Here is a 17,670-nt window from a genome sequence, read left to right as displayed (position 1 = left end):
ACCCGCAGACGGCCGGGCTACTCGGCGCGCGAGGCAGTCGAAGCCCCCACCGAAGCCCCCACCGAAGCCCCGGTCGGGGTACCGGTCGAAGCCCCGGCCGGGGTACCACCGAGCGGCTCGGACAGGGCCTCGGTGAGCCACTGGATCCAGAAGGTCTCCAGGCCGATCCCCGCGCGGAGCACCAGGTGCTGGAGGCGGTTCGCGTGATCCGCCGCCTCGGCCGGGAAGTCGCGTTGCTCGATCTCCAGATACTCCGCCAACTGCCGCTCGTGCAAGCCGAGATGGCGTTCGAGTTCGGCCGCCAGGCCGGGTGCGCCCACCACCGCGGCCGCCCGCAGACGCAGCAGCAGCGGCTCCCGGGCAGCCTTGGGGTCCTGACTCTCGGCAACCCAGTCGACCAGGGCCGCCCGGCCCTCGGGCAGCACCTCGTAGGCCTTGCGCTGGCCGCGGCTGGGCGGCTGGGGCAGTGAGCGGATCAGTCCCGCCTGCTCCAGCTTGCCCAGCTCCCGGTAGATCTGCTGGTGCGTGGCGGACCAGAAGAAGCCGATCGACTTGTCGAAGCGTCGCGTCAACTCCAGCCCGGAGGAAGGCTTCTCCAGCAGGGCGGTGAGGATGGCGTGCGGAAGCGACATGGCGGACCGGCTCTCCTGGAGTGCGCGACGGTACTGCGACAGCATCCTAGGCGAGCCGGTCCGAGCACGATCGACGCGAGGCCGAGCCGCCGGGCCCTCACCACAAGGGCCCGGACAGGGCCCAGGTCAGAGCGAGGCCGCGAGCCTGGTGCCCTGGTCGATGGCGCGCTTGGCGTCCAGCTCCGCCGCCACGTCGGCCCCACCGATCAGGTGCGGCTCGATCCCCAGCCCCCGCAGCTGCTCGACCAGCTCACGGCGCGGCTCCTGCCCGGCGCAGAGCACCACGGTGTCCACCGGGAGCAGCTGCGGCTGGCCGTCGACCGTCACGTGCAGCCCGGCGTCGTCGATCCGCTCGTAGCCGACGCCCGCCGCCATCACCACGCCGCGGTGCTTGAGTTCGGTGCGGTGGATCCAGCCGGTGGTCTTGCCGAGCCCGGCGCCGACCTTGGTGGTCTTGCGCTGCAGCAGGTGCACCTGGCGCCTCACCTCGGGCCGGACCGCGGGCCGCAGGCCGCCGGCGCCGCTGTGCTCGGTGTCCACGCCCCACTGCGCGAAGAAGGCGGCCGGGTCCTGACTGGCCGAGGTACCGGGGTCGGTGAGGTACTCGGCGACGTCGAAGCCGATCCCGCCCGCGCCGATGATCGCGACCCGGTCGCCCACCGGCGCCTTGTCGCGCAGCACGTCCAGGTAGCTGAGCACGCTCGGGTGGTCGCTGCCGGGGATCTCGGGCGTGCGCGGGCTGACGCCGGTGGCCAGCACGACCTCGTCGAAACCCTCCGCCGCCAGTGCCTCGGCCGTGACGAACGCGCCCAGCCGCAGCTCGACCTGATGCTGCGTCAGCTGGTGGCGGTAGTAGCGCAGGGTCTCGTTGAACTCCTCCTTGCCGGGGATCTGGCGGGCGATGTTGAGCTGCCCGCCGATCTCCTCGGCGGCGTCGAAGAGCGTGACGGCGTGGCCGCGTTCGGCCGCCGAGACCGCGCAGGCGAGCCCGGCGGGGCCGGCGCCGACCACGCCGACGCGCTTGCGCAGCTTGGTCGGTGAGAGCACCAGCTCGGTCTCGTGGCAGGCCCGCGGGTTGACCAGGCAGGAGGTGATCTTCATGCTGAAGGTGTGGTCCAGGCAGGCCTGGTTGCAGCCGATGCAGGTGTTGACCGCCTCGGGGGTGCCGGCCGCGGCCTTGGCGACGAAGTCCGGGTCGGCGAGCAGCGGGCGGGCCATCGAGACCAGGTCGGCGCAGCCGTCGGCGAGCAACTGCTCGGCCAGTTCCGGGGTGTTGATCCGGTTGGTGGTGACCAGCGGGATGCCCACCGAGCCCATCACCTTCTTGGTGACCCAGGCGAAGGCGCCGCGCGGCACCGAGGTGGCGATGGTGGGGATGCGGGCCTCGTGCCAGCCAATACCGGTGTTGATGATGGTGGCGCCCGCCGCCTCCACCGCCTGGGCCAGCTCGATCACCTCGGCCAGCGTGGAGCCGCCCGGGATCAGGTCGAGCATGGAGAGCCGGTAGATCAGGATGAAATCGGCGCCGACCCGCTCGCGCACCCGACGGACGATCTCCACCGGGAACCGCATCCGGTTCTGGTAGCTGCCACCCCAGGCGTCCTCGCGCCGGTTGGTGGGCGCGGCGATGAACTCGTTGATCAGGTAGCCCTCGGAGCCCATGATCTCCACGCCGTCGTAACCCGCCTGCTGGGCGAGTTCGGCCGTGCGCGCGAAGTCCTCGATGGTCTGCTCGATCTGCTCCTCGGTGAGGGCGTTCGGCACATACGGGCTGATCGGCGCCTGGATCGCACTCGGCGCCACCAGGTCCTCGTGGTAGGCGTAACGGCCGAAGTGCAGGATCTGCATGGCGATCCGGCCGCCGGCGGCATGCACGGCCTCGGTCACGACGCGGTGCTCGGCCGCCTCCTCGGGGGTGCTGAGCTTGGCACCGCCGCCCCACGGCCGTCCGGCCTCGTTCGGCGCGATGCCGCCGGTGACGATCAGGCCGACCCCGCCACGGGCCCGGGTGGCGTAGAACTCGGCCATCCGCTCGAAGCCGTCGGGCGCCTCCTCCAGGCCCACGTGCATCGAACCCATCAGCACCCGGTTGGGCAGCGTGGTGAATCCCAGGTCGAGCGGGCGCAGCAGGTGGGGGTAGGCGGTCATCCGGACTCTCCTCGCGAGTGTGGTTACTCCACGGTAGGGGCGAGGACGACCTCTATGCAACTAGTTTCATAAAGCCCCGAGGAGAGACCAGCGGAGGCGCCGGGCAGCGGCGGAGAAAGCGGTCAGCCACGACCCTCGTCGTACCGCTGCTGCGCCACCGCCACCTCGGGCATCCGCGACTCGACCAGCGCGATCAGCGCGAGCAGCCGGTCGGTCACCTCGCGCCCCAGCTCGGTGAGGCCGTAGTCGACCCGCGGCGGATTGGTCAGCTGCGCATCGCGGTGCACCAGGCCGTCCCGCTCCAGCGCCTGCAGGGTCTGCGACAGCATCTTCTCGCTCACGCCGTCCACCCGGCGGCGCAGCTCGTTGAAGCGGAAGGTGCCGTCGGCCAGCGCGGCCAGCGTGAGGCTGCCCCAGGCATGCGTGACGTCCTTCAGGACGTGCCGGGACGGGCAGGCGCGCCCGAACACGTCGTAGGGCAGCCCATCCGCCTCGTGGCCGGCCGCGGTCCCGGCGGTGCTCTCAGTCGCCATGGCAGCAGTGTACGCGGGCACAGCGCTAACCCAGGGGTTGCGCTTTCTAAATCGCAGTGCTTATCTTTCGTTAGCACTTACGAATCCACGCCGATGCCAGGAGTACCGCTGTGCCCAGCCCCGTCATCTCCATCGCCTTCCACTCCGGCTACGGCCACACCACCGTCATCGCCGAGGCGGTCCGCACCGGTGCCGCCGAGGCCGGCGCCACCGTCCACCTGATCAAGGTCGACGAGATCACCGAGGCCCAGTGGGAGCTGCTGGACGGCTCCGACGCCATCGTCTTCGGCTCGCCCACCTACATGGGCGGCGCCTCGGGCGCCTTCCACACCTTCGCCGAGGCCAGCGCCAAGCGCTGGTTCGCCTCGGCGTGGCGGGACAAGCTGGCGGCCGGCTTCACCAACTCCGCCTCCAAGAGCGGCGACAAGCTCGCCACCCTGCAGTTCCTGAGCATCTTCGCCGCCCAGCACGGCATGACCTGGGTGAGCCTGGGCCTGCACCCGGGCTGGAACTCCAGCACCGCCTCGGAGAACGACCTCAACCGGCTGGGCTTCTTCCTCGGCGCCGCCGCCCAGTCCAACAACGACCAGGGCGCCGAGGGCGTGCACAAGGCGGACATCGCCACCGCCGAGCACCTGGGCCGCCGGGTCGCCGAGCAGACCAAGGTCCACCTGGCGGGCAAGGCCGCGCTCGCCGTCTGAACCGCACAATGCCAAGGCGCCGGTGGCCGCAACCCCAAGGGGGACGGCCACCGGCGCCTCGCGCTTCGTCAGGGGATCTGCCACTCCTGGGAGGCGTTGCCCGGCGTGCAGGTGCCCATGGTGAGCTGCTTGCCCGCGCCGTTGTCGGTCAGGCAGTTCTGCCCCAGGTAGTCCCTGATGTTCACGCCGGACGAGGCGGAGACGATCCGCCAGGAGGCCACACCGGCGGAGCCGGCGATGAGCTGGGTGCCGGTCCCGCCGTAGTACTGCATGCCCAGCAGACTGTCGTTCATGTTGCAGGCGTTGAAGGTGTCCCACTGGCCCGTGGTGTGGATCCAGCCGTAGCCGGTGTTGCCCCCCATGATCACCGAGCCGCTCCCCGACGGGTTGCTGTCGGCCAGGCCGATCCGGAGGCCGTCGCCCACGTTGACGATGGCACCCCAGCCCGCGCCACCACAGCCCGTGGGCGGGCCGGCCGGCGCCGCCGAGCTGGTCTGGGGGTTGGGGGCAGGCGGGTTGTTGGACGCGGGCGGATTCGGCTGGCTGCCGGACGAACCGCCGCCCGGGGCGCTGCCGCCGCTCTGGGAGCCGCCCTGGGACCCACCCTGCGCACCGCTGCCGCCGGCAGAGCCACCGGGCGCGCTGCCGGAGCTCCCGGAGCCGCCGCCGCTCGAACCGGCACCGCCGCCCGAGCCGCCGCCGTTCGACGAACCGCCGCCGGTGCCGGAACCGCTCCCGTTCGCCGCACCGCCACCGCTCTGCTGGCCACTGCCTCCCCCGGTCCGTGCGCCCGCACCCGTCCCGGGCTGCCCCGCACCGGACGGGCTGCCGCCCGGGGCGGACGGCCCGCCCGGGGACGCCGGCCCGCTCGGCGACGACGAACCTGACGGTGATGCGGAAGCCCCCGAGGGCGACGCGCTGGGCGAGGCGGAGCCACTGGCGGACGTCGACGCGGACGCCGAGACCGAGCCCGATGCCGAGGCGCCGCCGGAGTGCCCGGCGGAGACCGTCACGGCCGGACGCGCGCCAGGCACCGCCGCGTTGGAGCTGAACGGCGTCTGGTCGATGAGCACCGCCGACCCCACCACCGCCGTGACACCGCACGGGATCAGCACCGGCAGCACGAAGCGGCGCCGGTACCACGGGGGCCGCGCGGCCACCACGGGCTGCGTCTCCTTCGCGGCGGCGGCGGTGTTGGCGGTGCTCGCCGTGTTCTCCGTGTTGGCGGTGCTCGCGGTGTTCGCGGCGGCTGCGACGGCCGGGACGGCCGCGGAGTCGGCGGCGGCAGCAGCGGTGGAACCGCCCTCCTCGACCGCGCCGGCCGGCTCGGCCACCACCGCTTCGACGGCCTCGGCCACCGCCGCCGCGGGCTTGCCGCCCAGCGGCACCGTCCGCGCGACCACCTCCGCGACCGGTACCCCCTCGGCCGCACCGCGCGCCGCTGCCGCCATCACCTCGGCATCGGCGAACCGCTCCCCTGGCGTCTTGGCCAGCGCGGTGGCCACCAGGTCCCGCACCGGCTGCGCGAACTCGCCGGGCAGCTCCGGCGCCGGCTCCCGCACGTGCTTGAGCACGATCTCCAGCGCCGTCTCCCCGGTGAACGGCGGCGCCCCGACCAGCATCTCGTAGCAGAGCACACCCATCGAGTAGAGGTCGGAGGCCGGGTCCGACGCCGCACCCTCCGCCCGCTCGGGGGCCACGTACAACGCCGTGCCGAGCACCGCCGCAGTCGAGGTGATCCTCGTCCCCGCCATCGCGCTGGCGATGCCGAAGTCGGTCACCGCCACCCGGCCGTCGTCGCGCAGCATCAGGTTGGACGGCTTGATGTCCCGGTGCACGATGCCCCGCTTGTGCGCGGCGTGCAGCGCGTCCAGCGCCTGGGCGACGATGCCCAGCGCCCGCTCGGCCGGCATCGGCCCGCTCTCGGCGAGCGCCTCGTCCAGCGGCCGGCCGGTGATCAGCTCCATGACGATGTACGCGACCGGGCTCCCGGCGCCGGCCTCGCTCTCGCCGTAGTCATGGACCTCGACGATGCCCGGGTGGTTGATCGAGGCCAGCAGCCTGGCCTCGCGCCGGAACCGTTCCATGAATGTCGCATCGTCCAGCAGCGCCGGCAGCAGGATCTTGACGGCGACCTGGCGTCCGAGGACACCGTCCTCCGCGCACCAGACCTCGCCCATGGCCCCGCCCCCGAGCCGCTCGGCAAGCGTGTAACGCCCGCCGAGTTCGGTCCCCCGACCCCACATGCCGCGCTCCCCTGTCAGGCCCGGCATGACAGTTCGTCAGCCGACAGCGACAGTGTGCCAGAGCCCTCGCCATGGTCCAAGATGGACCGTGCGCACCAGTTCGACCAGGGGCACCGCTCAGAAAATCACCAACGAGCGCCCGCCCTGCCCCGCCCGCATCCGCTCGAAAGCGGCGGGGATCTCGTCCAGCGTGATCCGGTCGGTGATCAGCGCCTCCAGGTCGAGCCGTCCGGTGCGCACGTGCTCGGCGAGCAGCGGGATGTCCTTGACCGGGTCGCTGTTGCCGTACACGCAGGCGCTCAGGGTCCGGGCGAAGTGGAACAGCTCCAGGGAGTTGAAGGAGACCAGGTCGTCCTTGCCGCCGATGCCGACCACCGTGGTGCGCCCGCCGCGCCGGGTGGTCGACCAGGCGGCCCGCACGGCGCTGCCCCGGCCGGCACACTCGAAGGCGTGGTCGGCACCGTGACCATCCGTCAGCTTCCGTACGCTGCGCGCGATCTGGTCGTCCGCCAGGAGGAACTCGGTGGCGCCGTGGCGGCGCGCCAGCTCCTCCTTCGCCGGGTTGACGTCGACGGCGATGATCACTCCCGCGCCGGCGATCCGGGCCGCCTGCAGCACGGCCAGGCCGACCCCGCCCAGCCCGAAGACCACCACCGACTCGCCCGCCCTGACCCGTGCGGCGTTGTGCACCGCGCCGTAGCCGGTGAGCACGGCACAGCCGAGCAGCGCGGCCGAGGCGAGCGGCACACCGGCGGGCAGCGGCAGCAGGGCCCGCTCGCCGACCACCGTCTCCTCGGCGAAGGCGGCGACGCCAAGGCCCGGGTAGACGGCGGTGCCGCCCGCGAGCGCCCCGTAGGTCTGGCCGTAGGAGTCGGCCGCACGCTCGCACAGCCATGGCTCACCCAGTCCGCACAGGTGGCAGCTGCCACAGGCCGGCGCCCAGTTGAGCACCACCGGGTCGCCCACCCGGACACTGGTGACGCCGTCGCCGACGGCGGCCACGGTGCCCGCACCCTCGTGGCCGAGGACCACGGGGGTGGGCGCGCGCAGTACGCCGGTGGCGAGCGAGAGGTCGGAGTGGCAGACGCCGGCGGCGGCCAGCCTGACCCGGACCTGGCCGGGCCCGGGCTCCGGCAGTTCGATCTCGGCCAGCTCCAGCGGAGCGCCGACGGCGGTGAGCAGGGCGGCACGAACCATGGTGTTCCTCATCGGTAGTCGGACTCTCGGCAGCGGCCCCGGACCCACAGTGGCTCCAGGCCCGCAGCGGTCTCAGAACTGCAGCGACTTGGTCTGCAGGAACTCCTCCAGACCGTACCGCCCCAGCTCCCGCCCGACGCCCGAGGCCTTGTAGCCGCCGAAGGGTGCGATCGGGTTGAACTGCCCGCCGTTGATGTGCAGTTGCCCGGCATCGAGCCGGCGGGCGAAGGCCACGGCGCGCGCCTCGTCCGCCGCCCAGACGGCCCCGGACAGGCCGTACTCGGTGCCGTTGGCGATCTCGACGGCGTGCTCCTCGTCCCGGTAGGCGAGGATCGACAGCACCGGGCCGAAGATCTCCTCCTGCGCCACCGTCATCTCGGGCGTGACGTCGGCCAGCACGGTCGGCTGCACGTAGTAGCCGGTCGGCAGGTCAGCGGGGGCTTCGGCGCCGCCTGCCACCAGTCGCGCCCCCTGCGCGAGGCCGCCCTCGATGTAGCCGCGCACCCGGTCGCGCTGCTCGGCGCTGACCACCGGGCCCATCCGGGTCCCGGGCGAGGCCGGGTCGCCGGGCCGGTACTTGGCGGCGGCCTTGGCGGCCAGCGCGACGGCCTCCTCGTACTGGTCCTGGTGGACCAGCAGCCTGGTCCACGCGGTGCAGGTCTGGCCGGAGTTGGCGAAGACGTTGGCGGCGGTGACGTTGACCGCGCGGGCGAGGTCGGCGTCCGGCAGCACCACGCTCGCCGACTTGCCGCCCAGCTCCAGGGCCACCCGCTTGACGCCGCGCCCGGCCACCTCGCCGATCGCCCGGCCCACCGCGGTGGAGCCGGTGAACGAGATCAGGTCCACCTCGGGGTGGGCCACCAGCGCCGCGCCGGCCACCGTGCCGAGGCCGGTGACCAGGTTGAAGACCCCGGCCGGGAAACCGGCCTCGGCGACGATCGCGGCGAAGAGCCGGGCCACCAGCGGAGTGGACTCCGCGGGCTTGAGCACCACGGTGCAGCCGGCCGCGAGCGCCGGGACGACCTTGGCGACGATCTGGTGCAGCGGGTAGTTCCACGGCGTGATCGCGGCGACCACCCCGGCCGGCTCGGCGAACACGGTGGAGTTGCCCACCCGCTCCTGGAACGCGTAGCCGGCCAGGATCTCCAGGTAGGAGGAGGTCACCGCGAGCGGCAGTCCGGCCTGGACGGCGGTGGCGAAGCCGATCGGGCTGCCCTGCTCGGCCAGCACCGTCTCGGCGATCTCCTGTTGGCGGGCCGCCAGGCCGTCGCGCAGCCGGGTCAGCGGCGCCAGCCGCTCCTCGCGGCTGGTGGCGCCCCAGGCCCGGGCGGCGGCGCGGGCGGCTGCCACGGCGGCGTCGACGTCGGCGGGGGTTCCGGCCGGGACAGTGGCGATCACCTGCCCGGTGGCGGGGTTGAGCACCTCCAGTGCCGCGCCGCCGAGGCCGGGCCGCCAGCCACCGCCGATGTACTGGTCCGTGTACTGCTGCACAGCTGGTCCTCTCCTCGCGGCCGCCGTTCAACCACCGGCGCTTCAACCACCGGCGCTTCAACCACCGGCGCTTGACTACCGGCGCTCAACCACCGGCGCTCAACCACCGGCGCTAGTCAACGCCGTACCGCCCCTACCGCGCAAGCATGCCGCAGCGCCGCGCCGCGCCGCGCCCCGGACCAGGGGTGCGGCGCGGCGCCGGTGAACCGACGGCCGTCGCGCGGTTACTCCGGGGTCACATAGGCGCCGGAGATCCCGCCGTCCACCAGGAAGCTGTTGGCGGTCATGAACGAGGAGTCGTCGCTGGCCAGGAAGGCCACCGCCGCCGCGATCTCGCTCGGCTCGGCGAACCGGCCCAGCGGGATGTGCACCAGACGGCGCGCCGCCCGCTCCGGGTCCTTGGCGAACAGCTCCTGCAGCAGCGGGGTGTTGACCGGGCCGGGGCACAGCGCGTTGACCCGGATCCCCTCCCGGGCGAACTGCACGCCCAGCTCGCGCGACATCGACAGCACCCCGCCCTTGGAGGCGCTGTAGGAGATCTGCGAGGTGGCCGCGCCCATCACCGCGACGAAGGAGGCGGTGTTGATGATCGAGCCCTTGCCCTGGCGCTGCATGTGCGGGATCGCGTACTTGCAGCACAGGTAGACGCTGGTCAGGTTGACGTCCTGGACCCGCCTCCAGGCGTCCAGTTTGGTGGTGAGGATCGAGTCGTCCTCCGGCGGGGAGATACCGGCGTTGTTGAAGGCGATGTCCAGGCGGCCGTACGCGGCCACCGCCGCCTCGTACATCGCCTTCACCGCCTCCTCGTCGGTGACGTCGGCCTGCACGAAGAGCCCGCCGACCTCCTCGGCGGCCGCCTTGCCGCTCTTCTCGTCGAGGTCGACGCAGACGACCTTCGCTCCCTCACTCGCCAGACGCCGGGCGCTGGCCAGGCCGATACCGCTGCCGGCGCCGGTGATCACGGCCACGCGGCCGTCGAGACGGTTGGTCATCTGCTACTCCTCCGTGGAGATGAAGACATTCTTGGTTTCGGTGAAGGCGTTGAGCGCGTCGGGGCCGAGCTCGCGGCCCAGGCCCGACTGCTTGAACCCGCCGAACGGGGTCGAGTAGCGCACCGAGGAGTGCGAGTTGACCGACAGATTGCCGGCCTCCACACCGCGGGCCACCCGCAGCGCCCGGCCCAGGTCGCGGGTCCAGATCGAGCCGGACAGGCCGTACTCGGTAGCGTTGGCGATCCGCAGCGCGTCCGCCTCGTCGGTGAACGGCAGCACGGCGACCACCGGGCCGAACACCTCCTCGGTGAAGACCCGGGAGCGCTCGTCCACCGGCGCCAGCACGGTGGGCGGGAACCAGAAGCCCTTGCCGTCAGGTGCCGTGCCCTGCAGGTGAACTGACACATCGTCGGTCAGGTAGGAGGAGACCCTGGCGTGGTGTGCGGCCGAGATCAGCGGTCCCATCTCGGTCTCGGGCAACCGCGGGTCCCCCACCTTCACGCCGAGCACGGCGGGCTCCAGCAGCGCCAGGAACTCCTCCAGCACATCCTGCTGGACCAGGATCCGGGAGCGCGCGCAGCAGTCCTGACCCGCGTTGTCGAAGACGGCGTACGGCGCACTGGCGGCCGCCTTGGCGAGGTCGGCATCGGCGAAGACGATGTTGGCGCTCTTGCCGCCGAGTTCCAGTGTGACGGGCTTGACCTGCTCGGCGCAGCCGGCCGCGATCTCCTTGCCGACCCTGGTCGAGCCGGTGAAGACCACCTTGCGCACGTCGGGGTGGGTGACGAAGCGCCGGCCGACCACCGGGCCGTGTCCGGGCAGCACCTGGAACACGCCTTCGGGCAGCCCGGCGGCCAGCGCCAGTTCGGCCAGCCGCAGCGCGGTGAGCGGGGTGAGCTCGGCGGGCTTGAGCACCACGGTGTTGCCGGCCGCCAGCGCCGGGGCCAGCGCCCACGCCGCAATGGGCATCGGGAAGTTCCACGGCACGATGACGCCGACCACGCCGAGCGGTTCCTGGAAGGTGACGTCGATGCCGCCGGCCACCGGGATCTGCCGGCCGAAGAGCCGCTCGGGCGCGGCCGCGTAGTACTCGATCACGTCGCGGGCGTTGCCCGCCTCCCAGCGGGCGTTGCCGATGGTGTGGCCGGCGTTGGCCACCTCCAGCTGGGCCAGGTTCTCGCGGTCGGCGTCCACGGCGGCGGCGAAGGCGCGCAGCAACCGGGCCCGGTCGGCCGGGGCGATGCGGCGCCAGCTCTCGAAGGCGGCCTTGGCCCGGGCGATGGCGGCGTCGGTCTGCGCCACCCCGGCCATCGCCACGGTCTCGATCACCTCCTCGGTGGCCGGGTTGACCACCTCGAAGCGGTCGGCGAGCTCGGCTGTGCTCACGCGCTCTTCTCCTCACAGACGTTGACGAAGGTTGCGGTCAGGGTGTCGACGAACGATTCGAAAAGGCGGGAGTCCGCCGGATCGGCCTCCGGATGCCACTGCACGCCCAACGCGAAGCGGGCATCCGGCAGTTCGAGAGCCTCCACGGTGCCGTCCGCGCTCCAGGCCACCGGCCGCAGGCCCGCGCCGATCCGGTCGACCGCCTGGTGGTGGTAGCAGAGCACCTCGGTGCGCTCGCCGAGGATCGCACCGAGCCGGCTGTCCGGGGCCACCCGCACCGGGCGGCGGTTGAAGGTGGCGGGCGCCACCTGGTGGTCCTGCTCGCCGATCCGGTCGGGCAGGTGCTGGATGAGGTCGCCGCCGAGCGCCACGTTGAGCACCTGCATGCCCCGGCAGACCCCGAGCACCGGCAGGTCCACCGCCAGCGCGGCCCGCAGCAGCTCGAACTCCCAGGCGTCCCTGGACTGGTGCGGCGCACCGGTGTGCGGGTCGGGCTCGGCGCCGTAGCGGTCGGGCGCCACGTCGGGGCCGCCCGCCAGCACCAGGCCGTCCAGCCGGTCGAGCAGTCGCGACGAGAGGGCCCGGGCGGGCTGCGGCGGCAGCAGTACCGGCACGGCGCCGGCGGCGGTGACCGCGTTGACGTACAACTGCGGGATCAGCGCGGCCGGTTGCTGCCAGACGCCCCAGGCGGCCTGCTCCAGGTAGCTGGTGATCCCCACCAGCGGCGCGCCGCTCACAGCCGTTCGAATCCGCGCCGGCGCTCCCAGTCGGTCACCGCCGACTCGAAGGCGGCCAGCTCCACCCGCCCGGCGTGCGTGTAGTGGCGCACCACGTCCTTGCCGAAGGCCGGCGCGGCGACCTCACTGGCCTCGAAGGCGGCCACCGCCTCGCGCAGCGTGGCGGGCACCCTGGGCGCGTCGGAGACATACGCGTTTCCGGTGAACTCCGGCTCCAGTGCGAGCTGTTGTTCCACCCCGTGCAGGCCGGCCGCGATCAGCGCGGCGACCGCCAGGTAGGGGTTGACGTCGCCGCCGGGCACCCGGTTCTCGAAGCGCAGCGAGGAGCCGTGGCCGACCACCCGCAGCGCGCAGGAGCGGTTGTCGCGTCCCCAGGCGATCGCGGTGGGCGCGAAACTGCCGGGCACGTAGCGCTTGTAGGAGTTGACGGTCGGCGCGAGCAGCAGCGCGAAGTCGGCCAGGCAGGCGAGTTGGCCGGCCAGGAAGTGCTCCATCAGCGGCGAGAAGCCGTGCGCCCCCTCCCCTGCCATCACGGGGGCGCCCGCCTCGTCGCGCAGGCTCAGGTGGATGTGACAGGAGTTGCCCTCGCGCTCGTTGTACTTGGCCATGAAGGTCAGGCTCACCCCCTCCTGGGCGGCGATCTCCTTGGACCCGGTCTTGTAGACCACGTGGTCGTCACAGGTCCGCAGCGCGGTGTCGTACTTGAAGGCGATCTCGTGCTGCCCGAGGTTGCACTCACCCTTGGCCGACTCCACCGTGAGCCCGGCGCCGGACATCTCCCGGCGCAGCCGGCGCAGCAGCGGCTCGACCCGCGCGGTGCCCAGGATCGAGTAGTCCACGTTGTACTGGTTGACCGGGGTGAGCTGCCGGTAGTCCTTGTCCCAGGCCTGCTCGTAGCTGTCCTTGAAGACGATGAACTCCAACTCGGTTCCCACATAGGCCTGCCAGCCGTACCCGGCGAGCCGGTCCAGTTGCCGCTGCAGGATCTGCCGGGGCGAGACGGCCACCGGGGTGCCGTCGTGCCGCGCCAGGTCGCACTGCACCATCGCGGTGCCCGGGTGCCAGGGGACCATCCGCAGCGTTCCGAGATCGGGCACCATCGCCAGGTCGCCGTAGCCGTTCTCCCAGGAGGAGACCTCGTAGCCGTCGACGGTGTTCATCTCGACGTCCACGGCCAGCAGGTAGCCGCAGCCCTCGGCGGCCTGCCCGAGCACGTCGGAGAGGAAGTACTCGGCGTCCAGGCGCTTGCCCTGCAGCCGGCCCTGCATGTCGGTGATGGCCAGCACGACGGTGTCGATGCTGCCGTCGGCGACGCGGGCCCGGAGCTGATCCAGCGTCAGCCGGGTGCTGCTCGTCATCCGGTCTCCTCCTGTTGGTCGTGGGCGGCAGTTGGGGTGGTGGTCGAGTCGGGAGCCGCTTGGGGACGTCCGCTCGCTTCGGGCAGGTGACGCTCTTCGGGCAGGTCGCTGCCTTCCCGCAGATCGCCGATCCGCGGACCGGTGAACCAGCGCCGCGCCGAGGCGAACCACCAGACGGCCGCGAAGCCGAGCACCACCGCGATGGCGACGCTGGTGTAGTTGAAGTTCTTGACGGTGATCGGGTTGAGCGTGGGGAGCATGAAGAGCACGGTGATCAGCGCGGTCCAGCCGACGGCGGCGATGCCGATCGGCCGGCTCCACCGGCCCAGGTGCCAGGGTCCGCGCTGGAACGCCTCACCCTGGCGCAGCCGCAGGTAGACCGGGATCACATAGGCGAGGTAGAGCCCGATCACCGAGACCGAGGTGACGGCGGCGAAGGCGGTGGTGTTCCACAGCGCGGGCAGCCCGAGCAGGAAGGCAGCGCCGGTGCCCAGCCAGATCGCGTTGTTGGGGGTCTGGGTGCGCGGGTCGATCCGGTGCCAGAGCCGCGAGCCCGGCAGTGCGCCGTCCCGCGAGAACGCGTACACCATACGGGAGTTGGCGGTGACCGAGGCCATTCCGCAGAAGAACTGGGCGCCGATCACGATCACCAGCAGGAACTCGGCACCGTTACGCCCGATGGCGTCCAGGAAGATCTGCGCGGGCGGCTCGCCGGTGGGGCTGTTCACCTCACCGTTGTAGTCCTGGATCGCGAAGGTCAGGCCGATCAGCAGGATCCAGCCGGCCACCAGCGAGACCAGGATCGAGTTGACGATGCCGCGCGGCCCGGAGCGGGCCGCGTCCCTGGTCTCCTCGGTCATGTGCGCGGAGGCGTCGTAGCCGGTCAGCGTGTACTGGGCGAGCAGCAGGCCGAGCATGACCACGTAGAAGGAGCTCTGGAAGCCGGTCTGGTTGACGAAGTGCCCGAAGACGAAGGAGACCGAGGCGTGGTGCTGCGGCAGCAGCGCCAGCATGCCGACGATGATCAGCACGCCCAGCAGGTGCCACCAGACGCTGACCGTGTTGAAGATCGCGACCAGCCGGACACCGAAGCTGTTCAACAGCCCGTGCAGCAGCAGGATCACCGCGAAGATCTCGATGGTGTGCGCGGGCGTGGCGCTGAGGCCGAACCGCAGGTCGAGCAGTGCGTTGGTGAAGGTGGCCGCGCCGTAGTCGACGCTCGCGGTGACGGCGACCTGCCCCATGAAGTTGCACCAGCCGGTGAACCAACTGGCCGCGGGCGCGTTGCCTCGCGCCAGTTTGGCCGCCCAGTAGTACAGGCCGCCGGCGGTCGGGTAGGCGGAGCAGATCTCGGCCATCGCCAGGCCCACGCAGAGCGTCATGGCACCGACCACCGGCCAGCCCCAGGTGATCAGCGCGGGGCCGCCGGTGACCATGCCGAAGCCGTAGAGGGTCAGGCAGCCGGACAGGATCGAGACGATCGAGAAGGAGACGGCGAAATTCGAGAAACCGGAGAGCGAGCGGGCCAGCTCCTGGGTGTAGCCCAGCTCGCGCAGCCGTTGTTCGTCCTCGGAGACGGCCTCGACGGGGGTTCCGGTCGAGGTCTGGGTTGCGACAACAGTGGAAACATCGGAGGAAAGCGCGTGCAACACAGGCGGGGGAACCTGGTCGACGGGTGACTGCTCGGAGGTCATGCGCACCCCTTGGGGGTTCGGTGGGGGATCCGAAACGTGCGCCCACGGCACTGTGGCCGCCAATGGCCCGGAAGCAGACCATTGGCGTACCGCGCATGATTCCGACTCCGCCGTCACCGCGTCAAGAGGGACCGCCGCATTGTGGACTTCCGCCCCGCCCAGCACCCGGCCCGGGCATCCGCCGATCATTGCGGCTCGCACCTCGGTACGATTTCCGGGTGGAGCTTGCAGGCGGCCGCGATCCGCGGATGGACTGGCAGGGCGGCGCGATCTTCCGCCCCGTCAGGACCGGCAACGCCTTCGAGGAGACCGTCGAGCGGATCCTGGAGGCGGTGAAGCTCGGCGTCTTCGGCTACGGCGACCGGCTGCCCGCCGAGCGCGAGCTGGCCGTCCGCCTCGGCATCAGCCGCGAGACGCTGCGCGAGGCGATCCGCTCGCTGCAGGAGGCGGGCTGCGTGGAGTCCCGCCGCGGCCGCTACGGCGGCACCTTCGTCACCTACCGGCTGCCCGCCCCCGACCTGGGCCAACTGCGCCGCGCGGTCCAGGACATGGGCACCGAGCTGGAGGACGCCCTGACCTTCCGGATGGTGCTGGAGACCGGGGCCGCCGAGCAGGCCGCCCGGCGCGAGCTGACCGCCGACCAGCGCGCCTATCTGGAGCTGCGGCTGGCCGAGCTGGAGAGCGCCGACACCGAGGAGTACCGCCCCCTCGACTCCCGCTTCCACCTGGCGATCGCCGAGCTGACCGGCTCGCCCTCGCTGGCCGCCGGGGTGGCCGAGAGCCGGATGCGGCTCAACGACCTGCTGAACGCGATACCCGTACTGGAACGCAACATCGAGCACGCCAGCGTGCAGCACCGCGCCATGGTGGAGGCGATCCTGGCCGGCGACGTCGCAGGGGCCCGCCGCTCGACCGAGGAGCATCTGGCGGGCACGGCCGCGCTGCTGCGCGGCTTCCTCGGCTGACGGCGGGCCCCGGGGGGCCTCCCGGCGGACTCCGCTCCCGACGGGCCCGGCCAACGGCACGGACTACGGGGCGGGCGCCGTGTTGACCGTCTTGTTGGAGTCGTTCCCGCTCTCCGCGAAGTCGGCGGAGACGTGGCCCGCCAGCCCCAGTACCAGGTAGGCCACCAGCAGCGCCTTGCCCAGCGCGCTGAGCACCAGCGGCCGGGTGGCCGAGACCGGTGCCTGCTCGCCCGGCCCCGGCGGCTCCTCGCCGAACAGGTACTTCGGGTAGGCGGAGGTGAGCATCAGCAGGTAGGCGTTGAACCGGAACCGGTAGCGCACGAAGGCGGCCGTCGCCTCGAAGACCGGCCGCGGCAGCCGCCCCAGGACCAGCACCAGCAGCCAGATGAAGAAGCAGAGCACCAGCCAGCCGGTGCCCAGCAGGCTGTTGATGACGGCCGCCGGGATCAGCAGGATCAGCCGGAAGAAGACGGCCAGCCGGTTCAGCCGCCCCGGCCGCACCTGCACCAGCACCGGGAAATCGGGGGGCTGGTGCAGCGAGAAGGGCGGATAGCGGTCGATCAGCAGGGTCCCGCCGGCCGTCACCCTGGTGTCGTAGCCCAGGTAGCCGGTCAGGTACCGGGCGATCGGACCGGGCAGCTCAGTGGTGACGAGTGCGGCGAACCAGCCGATCACGGCCGCGAAGAAGGCGACCACCGACAGCACCCACAGCACGATCGCCTGCGGCACCAGCAGCAGCCAGCGGAAGAGAACGGTCAGCCGGCGCTGCCGCCCGGGCTCCGGGATGTCCAGGATCGGCAGGAACTCCGGCGGGCCGGCGGCCACCGGCATCGTCCAGCCGTCCGGGCCAGGCGTCTGCGCCATCGCGTGCTCCTTCGATTCGCGGCTGACTCCTCCTCAGCACCCTGGCAGCCGGGTCACCGTCCGGCATCTCCACGGCGCCGGACGGGGCGGGCCGAGCGGATACCCCGGCCCGGCGTTTCACCCCCCGGGGCCCAATTGGATTCTCAGATGCCAATTGCTAGGCTGCGAGCGTGCGACTGACCAAGGGAACGGACATCGCTCTGCGGATCGCCATGCGCCTGGCGGTCGTCGAGGGCCAGAACCCGACCACCAGAGAGGTGGCGGCGGCCGTCGAGGTGCCGTACACCCACGCGGCCAAGGTGGTCAGCCGGCTCCAGCACCTGGGGGTGGTGGAGGCCCGCCGGGGCAGTGGCGGCGGACTCACGCTGACCATGGCCGGGCGGACCGGCTCGCTGGGCCGGCTGGTCCGGGACCTGGAGGGAGTGGGCGACGTGGTCGGCTGCGAGGACGACCCGCCCTGCCCACTGCGCGCGGCCTGCCGGCTGCGCGGCGCGCTGCACAACGCGCAGGAGGCGTTCTTCCAGTCGCTGGACCCGCTCTCGATCGAGCAGCTGGTGGCCGCGCCGACCGGGCCGGTCCTGCTCGCCCTGGGCACCCGACCAGCCGACTAGCCCCACCCCGTCGACCGCCCCGCCGACCGCCCTGTCGGCCACCTTCCGGAGCCCCTCTCCCGAGGCGAGGGGCTCCCCTTCTGAGCGCAAATACGAATCTTATCTACCCATTAGG

At 72.1% G+C, this 17,670-nt stretch carries 15 protein-coding genes; 3 read left to right on the top strand and 12 right to left on the bottom strand.

Annotation, left to right across the window (positions count from 1 at the left end):
- Positions 1 to 17: 17 nt before the first annotated feature.
- From ACFZB9_RS09885 to ACFZB9_RS09875, 3 genes are all read right to left on the bottom strand, one after another.
- Entirely contained in the window at positions 18 to 632 is a 615-nt protein-coding gene (locus tag ACFZB9_RS09885; protein WP_391445399.1) for a PadR family transcriptional regulator, read from the bottom strand.
- Between the two features lie 126 nt (positions 633 to 758).
- Entirely contained in the window at positions 759 to 2,780 is a 2,022-nt protein-coding gene (locus tag ACFZB9_RS09880) for an FAD-dependent oxidoreductase (RefSeq protein ID WP_391445398.1), read from the bottom strand.
- Positions 2,781 to 2,902: 122 nt separating this feature from the next.
- Complete coding sequence (locus ACFZB9_RS09875) at positions 2,903 to 3,313, bottom strand: winged helix-turn-helix transcriptional regulator (RefSeq protein ID WP_391445396.1); 411 nt, start codon at positions 3,311 to 3,313, stop codon at positions 2,903 to 2,905.
- Positions 3,314 to 3,423: 110 nt separating this feature from the next.
- Here ACFZB9_RS09875 and ACFZB9_RS09870 point away from each other — a divergent pair, with 110 nt between their 5' ends.
- Positions 3,424 to 4,014 (top strand): flavodoxin family protein, encoded by a 591-nt coding sequence (locus ACFZB9_RS09870; RefSeq protein WP_391445394.1) that lies wholly within the window; start codon positions 3,424 to 3,426, stop codon positions 4,012 to 4,014.
- Positions 4,015 to 4,082: 68 nt separating this feature from the next.
- Here ACFZB9_RS09870 and ACFZB9_RS09865 read toward each other — a convergent pair whose 3' ends face one another.
- The 8 genes from ACFZB9_RS09865 to ACFZB9_RS09830 all read right to left on the bottom strand — a co-directional run bounded on the left by ACFZB9_RS09865 (position 4,083) and on the right by ACFZB9_RS09830 (position 15,115).
- Entirely contained in the window at positions 4,083 to 6,260 is a 2,178-nt protein-coding gene (locus ACFZB9_RS09865) for a serine/threonine protein kinase (protein WP_391445392.1), read from the bottom strand.
- A 117-nt stretch (positions 6,261 to 6,377) separates the two neighbouring features.
- Complete coding sequence (locus ACFZB9_RS09860) at positions 6,378 to 7,457, bottom strand: Zn-dependent alcohol dehydrogenase (RefSeq protein WP_391445391.1); 1,080 nt, start codon at positions 7,455 to 7,457, stop codon at positions 6,378 to 6,380.
- 72 nt (positions 7,458 to 7,529) lie between these two features.
- Positions 7,530 to 8,948 (bottom strand): aldehyde dehydrogenase family protein, encoded by a 1,419-nt coding sequence (locus ACFZB9_RS09855; RefSeq protein ID WP_391445390.1) that lies wholly within the window; start codon positions 8,946 to 8,948, stop codon positions 7,530 to 7,532.
- A 224-nt stretch (positions 8,949 to 9,172) separates the two neighbouring features.
- Positions 9,173 to 9,940, bottom strand: coding sequence for a 3-oxoacyl-ACP reductase (locus tag ACFZB9_RS09850; RefSeq protein WP_391445388.1), 768 nt, complete (start codon positions 9,938 to 9,940; stop codon positions 9,173 to 9,175).
- 3 nt (positions 9,941 to 9,943) lie between these two features.
- Positions 9,944 to 11,326 carry an aldehyde dehydrogenase family protein gene (locus ACFZB9_RS09845; protein WP_391445386.1) on the bottom strand — a complete coding sequence of 461 codons (1,383 nt, stop codon included), beginning with the start codon at positions 11,324 to 11,326 and terminating at the stop codon, positions 9,944 to 9,946.
- Positions 11,323 to 12,063, bottom strand: a complete 741-nt coding sequence (locus ACFZB9_RS09840; RefSeq protein WP_391445385.1) for a gamma-glutamyl-gamma-aminobutyrate hydrolase family protein — start codon at positions 12,061 to 12,063, stop codon at positions 11,323 to 11,325. The genes ACFZB9_RS09845 and ACFZB9_RS09840 overlap by 4 nt, the downstream gene beginning before the upstream one ends.
- Positions 12,060 to 13,421 (bottom strand): glutamine synthetase family protein, encoded by a 1,362-nt coding sequence (locus tag ACFZB9_RS09835; protein WP_391445383.1) that lies wholly within the window; start codon positions 13,419 to 13,421, stop codon positions 12,060 to 12,062. The genes ACFZB9_RS09840 and ACFZB9_RS09835 overlap by 4 nt, the downstream gene beginning before the upstream one ends.
- The gene (locus tag ACFZB9_RS09830) at positions 13,418 to 15,115 is read right to left on the bottom strand and encodes an amino acid permease (protein WP_391445382.1); all 1,698 of its coding nucleotides are present in this window, start codon (positions 15,113 to 15,115) and stop codon (positions 13,418 to 13,420) included. Before ACFZB9_RS09830 ends, ACFZB9_RS09835 begins: the two co-directional genes overlap by 4 nt.
- A gap of 218 nt (positions 15,116 to 15,333) precedes the next feature.
- On the opposite strand from ACFZB9_RS09830, the gene ACFZB9_RS09825 reads away from it, so the two are divergent.
- Positions 15,334 to 16,080 carry a FadR/GntR family transcriptional regulator gene (locus ACFZB9_RS09825; protein WP_391445380.1) on the top strand — a complete coding sequence of 249 codons (747 nt, stop codon included), beginning with the start codon at positions 15,334 to 15,336 and terminating at the stop codon, positions 16,078 to 16,080.
- A gap of 63 nt (positions 16,081 to 16,143) precedes the next feature.
- Here the strand turns inward: ACFZB9_RS09825 and ACFZB9_RS09820 are convergent, their stop codons facing one another.
- Positions 16,144 to 16,944: a DUF4389 domain-containing protein gene (locus ACFZB9_RS09820; protein WP_391445378.1), complete on the bottom strand. Its 801-nt coding sequence runs from the start codon at positions 16,942 to 16,944 to the stop codon at positions 16,144 to 16,146.
- Between the two features lie 170 nt (positions 16,945 to 17,114).
- Here ACFZB9_RS09820 and ACFZB9_RS09815 point away from each other — a divergent pair, with 170 nt between their 5' ends.
- Positions 17,115 to 17,555 (top strand): RrF2 family transcriptional regulator, encoded by a 441-nt coding sequence (locus ACFZB9_RS09815; protein ID WP_391445376.1) that lies wholly within the window; start codon positions 17,115 to 17,117, stop codon positions 17,553 to 17,555.
- The last annotated feature ends 115 nt before the right edge of the window (positions 17,556 to 17,670 follow it).

This window comes from Kitasatospora sp. NPDC008050, from assembly GCF_042957465.1.
Lineage (GTDB): Bacteria > Actinomycetota > Actinomycetes > Streptomycetales > Streptomycetaceae > Kitasatospora.
The sequence above is the reverse complement of the archived record's forward strand: the minus strand, read 5'-3'. Positions and strand labels throughout refer to the sequence as shown.

What these genes read in the sequence shown, in the direction of transcription:
- ACFZB9_RS09860 (WP_391445391.1), bottom strand. Translation starts at nt 7,457, where the DNA reads ATGGTTCGTGCCGCCCTGCTCACCGCCGTCGGCGCTCCGCTGGAGCTG.
- ACFZB9_RS09875 (WP_391445396.1), bottom strand. Translation starts at nt 3,313, where the DNA reads ATGGCGACTGAGAGCACCGCCGGGACCGCGGCCGGCCACGAGGCGGAT.
- ACFZB9_RS09850 (WP_391445388.1), bottom strand. Translation starts at nt 9,940, where the DNA reads ATGACCAACCGTCTCGACGGCCGCGTGGCCGTGATCACCGGCGCCGGC.
- ACFZB9_RS09885 (WP_391445399.1), bottom strand. Translation starts at nt 632, where the DNA reads ATGTCGCTTCCGCACGCCATCCTCACCGCCCTGCTGGAGAAGCCTTCC.
- ACFZB9_RS09830 (WP_391445382.1), bottom strand. Translation starts at nt 15,115, where the DNA reads ATGACCTCCGAGCAGTCACCCGTCGACCAGGTTCCCCCGCCTGTGTTG.
- ACFZB9_RS09820 (WP_391445378.1), bottom strand. Translation starts at nt 16,944, where the DNA reads ATGGCGCAGACGCCTGGCCCGGACGGCTGGACGATGCCGGTGGCCGCC.
- ACFZB9_RS09865 (WP_391445392.1), bottom strand. Translation starts at nt 6,260, where the DNA reads ATGTGGGGTCGGGGGACCGAACTCGGCGGGCGTTACACGCTTGCCGAG.
- ACFZB9_RS09835 (WP_391445383.1), bottom strand. Translation starts at nt 13,421, where the DNA reads ATGACGAGCAGCACCCGGCTGACGCTGGATCAGCTCCGGGCCCGCGTC.
- ACFZB9_RS09880 (WP_391445398.1), bottom strand. Translation starts at nt 2,780, where the DNA reads ATGACCGCCTACCCCCACCTGCTGCGCCCGCTCGACCTGGGATTCACC.